Annotated in this window: 4 protein-coding genes; all 4 read left to right on the forward strand. The window is 48.7% G+C overall.

All coding sequences use genetic code 11. From position 1 onward, the window contains the following. Window positions 1–1,095: hypothetical protein (locus tag Q7U71_00620; GenBank protein ID MDO9390262.1), on the forward strand; the 1,095-nt coding region annotated here is incomplete at its 5' end. Next, window positions 1,082–2,209, forward strand: a complete 1,128-nt coding sequence (locus tag Q7U71_00625; protein ID MDO9390263.1) for a glycosyltransferase family 1 protein — start codon at window positions 1,082–1,084, stop codon at window positions 2,207–2,209. The genes Q7U71_00620 and Q7U71_00625, both read left to right, overlap by 14 nt. Then, window positions 2,209–4,074, forward strand: a complete 1,866-nt coding sequence (gene asnB / locus Q7U71_00630; GenBank protein MDO9390264.1) for an asparagine synthase (glutamine-hydrolyzing) — start codon at window positions 2,209–2,211, stop codon at window positions 4,072–4,074. The genes Q7U71_00625 and asnB overlap by 1 nt, the downstream gene beginning before the upstream one ends. Next, a partial coding sequence (locus Q7U71_00635) for a glycosyltransferase (protein ID MDO9390265.1) occupies window positions 4,071–5,055 on the forward strand: 985 nt, incomplete at its 3' end. The genes asnB and Q7U71_00635, both read left to right, overlap by 4 nt.

Below are 5,055 nucleotides of genomic sequence, written 5' to 3' on the forward strand. Positions count from 1 at the left end.
TATCCCATTTGGGTTTTTATCGGTGTTTGCCTGTTGCACGGTATTGTGGCTCATAACATATTTGTGGCAGCGCTGTCCGTAAAAGTATTGATATTTTTCATTTTATTTTTCTTCATGTTTATCAATATACCTCATTCCGAAAAATATGCACGTTTAATAATAACAATATATTTGTTGACAGGCATTGTCACAGGGATATTTGGCATCCTGCAATTTACCAGCGGGAGCGAATTCTTTTCACAACTTACCTACCTGCCAAAAATTACCAATCAAGTAGTAACTTTTGCTGAACAAGACGTGCTTTTTTGGAGGGCGTTTTCCACTTTTGCCGGTCCCGGCTTTTTTGCACATTATTTAGTAATGGTGCTTTTCCTCGCTATAGCAGTATTGATTTTCCCTTCTTATAAACAATTACGATTATTGGCAATCATCAGTATTGCTGTTTGTTCTCCTGCTTTGGTGATGACTTTTGTGCGCTCCGCCTGGTTTGCTTTTGCTTTGGGCTGTGCGGCATTAGCGGTCACTAAAAAGGTTAAGGTCTTGCTATATTTTGGCATTTTATGGTGTTTGCTGATATTTATGGCTCCATTAGCATTGAATCGGATAAAAAGTACTTTTACAGCAGGCGATATTAGCTATAACATAAGAAGGGAGCAGACCACTTTGGTGGGCCTAAAAAACGTGGCCCGCCATCCTTTTGGAGTCGGGTTAGAAACATTGGGGGGACGTTTCGACCTGAAAACCGGAGCCGCAGCAGGGTTCTATATTCCAGGAACAGATAAGCGCTTGGTGGGCTGGCTGCCTGACAACCAATATATAAGCATCGCGTTGCAATTGGGCTGGGCCGGTTTGGCGGCCTATATCTGGATTTTACTGACGGCCTTAAGGATTGCCTGGAAAGAGATGGGCCAGCCCAAAGATGAAATGGCAGCCATATTAAACGCAACTTCATTTTGTGTATTAGTTCAAATAGTCTTAGCGAGTTTTGCTGGAGAATTTGCGGAGGCTTTTCCTTTAAGTTTATTGGCGGGATGTTTTTTGGCCCTTCCCTTTGTATATCAAAAACAAACCCCGAATACTAATGATGAAGAATGAGTTAACGCCAGCCCAGCCATTATCTGTGTGCCTGATCGGATCTCCTCCTTCCGAGAGATTCCACAGTATGGATATTTATGAAATGGGCCTGGCTGGAGGTCTATATGGGATAGAGGGAATTGATTTAAGGAGACAGCAATGGCCCGCAACTGGTATTCCAAAGAATAAATATCTGTCAGCGATTATGACCTATTGGAATCGGTCCTGCCGCTATCCTATGCTTTTAAACCCGCCGGTCTCAGACCTGTACCACATATTGGACCATTCATATGCCCATCTTATAACTAAACTTCCCAGGGAGAAAACAATAATAACCTGTCACGACCTAATGCCGATGATGGTGGAGTGTTATGAAAATACAATTGGCGGAAAACTATCCCTGGCTTCTTTCAGACACAGCGTTTCTTGTCTGAATAAAGCCCGGCATATATTAGCCGATTCGGGAGCCACTAAAAATGCCCTGATCGATATCTTGAAGTTGGCAGATAAAAACATTACCGTGGTGCCTCTGGGAGTGGATGAAATCTTTTGCCCCACCAAACCTGGCCAGGACCACAAAGAATCGGATAAAACTAAATACATCCTTCAGGTGGGGGCAACAGCCGAACCTTATAAGAACACAATGAACATTCTGCGTTCATTTTCGTTGCTGTTCAAGAGAGGGGGAGGACAAATCAAGCTGCTCAAGGTAGGAAAACCCTACACTAAGGAACAACTGGGATTTATTGAGAGCGAAGGGCTTGCTGCCCAGATCCGGTATTTGGGATTTGTGGATAGAAAAGAATTGCCTAAAGTATATCGCCAAGCCTCGGTTCTTTTAATGCCTTCCCTTTACGAAGGGTTTGGAATGCCCTTGCTGGAGGCCATGGCTAGTGGAATCCCGGTGGTAGCTTCACGCCGGGGCTCGATCCCCGAAGTGGCCGGCGAGGCAGCATTCTACGTTGATCCAGATGATCCAAAGGACATAGCCCGGGGCGTGGAAAAGGTTTTAAACGACAGCACTCTCAGACAGGATCTTATAACCAAAGGCCTTTTAAGGGCAAAGGCGTTTACCTGGAAAAGAACGGCCGAGGAAACACTTATGGTTTATCGTAAAATAATTGATAGCAACTGATGTGCGGAATTTGCGGCATATATAATTACTTGGAGCCAGACCGTCCGGTTGATCCGGTCCTGATTCGGGCCATGATGCAGGCCATGCTGTCGCGCGGACCGGATGACGAGGGCACCCATATCCAGGGAGGCCTGGGCCTGGGCTTTCGCAGGCTTTCCATCGTGGATCTTTCCGGCGGCCACCAGCCGTTAAGTGATGAGACCGGTTCCTTGTGGCTGGTCTTGAACGGGGAAATCTATAATTACCCGCAGCTGAAAAAAGAACTCTTAAGCCGGGGCCATAAATTCAAGACCGCCAGCGATGCTGAATCGGTGCTGCACCTCTATCAGGACCACGGACCGGAGCTACTAGCTAAACTGGAAGGCATGTTTGCCTTTGCCCTGTGGGATACCGCCAAACGCCGGCTGATGCTGGCTCGAGACCGCACCGGCATAAAGCCGTTGTATTACCATGATGATGGGAAACGCCTGATATTCGGTTCTTCGCTGGTATCGGTTCTGACAGACCCTTCGATCAAAAAAGAACTCTCCCTTTCGGCCTTCAGCGATTTCCTGGCTTTGCGATATGTGCCGGCGCCGGACACTGCCATCAACGGCGTAAAAAAGCTGGAACCGGGCCATTTTCTGTTGTCCGGTGCCAAGGGCATTTCAATAAAAAGATACTGGAGCATCCCGGCCCGGCTGCCCCGGTTGCCGGAAGCAGAAGCCAGGGAACTGCTGTCCAAACAACTCATGAAATCAATCGGCTCCCATTTGATGAGCGATGTGCCGGTGGCCGCCTTTTTGTCCGGGGGGATAGATTCTTCCATCGTGGTGGGAGCAATGGTCAAACTGGGAGCCAGGCCAAAGACATTCACCGCCGGCTTTGAGGGGGACCCCTTGTTTGACGAATTGCCCTATGCCAAACAGGTGGCAGATCACTGGGGACTGGATAATTATCAGGTGCAGATCAGCTCTGCCGAGGTCCAACAGCATGTTGCCGATATAGCCAGAGCGTTGGAGGAACCGATAGCTGATCCGGCAGCCATTCCCGGATATTTTCTGTCCCAGATGGCGGCCCGGCAGGTCAAGGTGGTTTTGACCGGAGAAGGTGCCGATGAGACCTTTGCAGGATACCGCCGTTACTGGTGGGCGCTGGAGCGAAGCAGCCGGCTGAAACCATTATCCCGCCTGGGAACCGGCCCGGCCCGGCTGATAGATAAAATGGGATTCAACTTTTACCGTCACCGAAGTTTAAAGCTGTTGACGGAACCCAAGCTCTCCACGGCCTACCTGGAGAACATAGCGCTGTTCAATTTAAAAGAGCGCCAGGCACTGGCCGGTCCGGTATTGAATGATCTGATGTCCAGCCGGCCTTATCCCCGCCAGCCGGAGGAATTATTCAAAGATATAAGCGACCTGGAGCCGATAGACCAGCTTCAGTATGCAGACACTTCATACTGGCTGCCAGACGATCTTTTAATCAAAATGGACAAGATAACAATGGCCCATTCGCTGGAAGCCAGGGTCCCATTCTTGGACAATGACCTGCTGACCCTGGCCTGGCAGGTATCCGGAAGCATTCGCTATAAAAATGGTACCTCAAAGTATCTGCTGAGGGAAATAGCTGGGGATCTGCTGCCATCAGAGATACTGAAAAGGCCCAAGCAGGGATTTGACCTGCCCCTGGCCCGATGGTTCCGGGGTCCCCTGGGTGAATTTGCACGCCAGACAATAATGGACAGCCGAATGGTCCGGGAAAAATGGATCGACCCAGCTATGACGGAAGAATACTTAAAACAGCATTTGACCCATAAGCATGATCGTTCTTTTCAAATATATGCCCTGATGTTGTGGAGCATCTGGGAACGCGAGTTATTGGGATGAATATCCTGTTCATCAATCATATGGGCTTTCTGGGGGGTGGGGAAAAAAGCATGCTGGCCCTGATGAAGGGACTTAAGGAGACGGGGAAATATTCAATCACCTTGCTGGTTCCGGAAGGCGAGCTTTTAAATTGCGCCCGGGAGAACGGGCACAAGACGGTTCCCTTTGACTTTGGACAGGTTCGCCGTAGTTATGATCCGGGGGTCTGGCTGAAGGGTCTGTGGAGATTAATAACCGGGATAAAAGAGATGGAACAGGTGATCCGGGCCAATCAGATCGATCTGGTGCACGCCAATTCGCTCAAATCCGCCCTGATGGGAGGGACGGCCGCCCGCCGGGCCAAGTGCCCGATGATATTTCATACCAGAGATTTTTTATCAGCTGGTTTGTTTGGAAAACTACTGGTTCATAGAGCCTATCAGCTGGCCGCTATGGTCATTGTCAATTCATTGTCGGTAACCAAGGTTTATGGTTCCGATCCCGGGGAAAAAGTGGTAGTGGTCTATAATCATGTGCCATCTCCGGAAAAACTTACCTCGGTAAAAAGAGAAAAACTGCGATTAAATAACGGAATTTCCGATAAACAACCGTTGATAGGCTTTGTGGGCCGGCTTCATCCCGACAAAGATATAGAAACGTTACTGAAAGGTTTCAAGTTTATACTGAAATCAATCCCAAAAGCTAGTTTATGGATCGTGGGTGGAACCATGCCAGGGGAGGAAAAATACCGGAAGCAGCTTGAAGAGTATGCTGCAAAACTGGAGGTTTCGGATAAGGTTTTGTTCTTCGGCTGGCGTAAGGATGCCACCGAATTAATGGCTTGTTTTGACCTGCTGGTGGTTCCGTCAAAAAAGGAACCTTTTGGCCGGGTGACGGTGGAGGCCATGATGCTTGGCATACCGGTGGTGGCCACGGCCTCCGGCGGCACTTTGGAGATAATTGAAAACAACAAGAACGGGTTGCTTTTTGATACCGGCGACA

The sequence above is a fragment of the bacterium genome (genome assembly GCA_030655055.1).
GTDB lineage: Bacteria > Edwardsbacteria > AC1 > AC1 > EtOH8 > UBA5202.

Coding starts and splice junctions, on each gene's coding strand:
- Q7U71_00625 (MDO9390263.1), top strand. CDS start 1,082: ATGATGAAGAATGAGTTAACGCCAGCCCAGCCATTATCTGTGTGCCTG.
- asnB (MDO9390264.1), top strand. CDS start 2,209: ATGTGCGGAATTTGCGGCATATATAATTACTTGGAGCCAGACCGTCCG.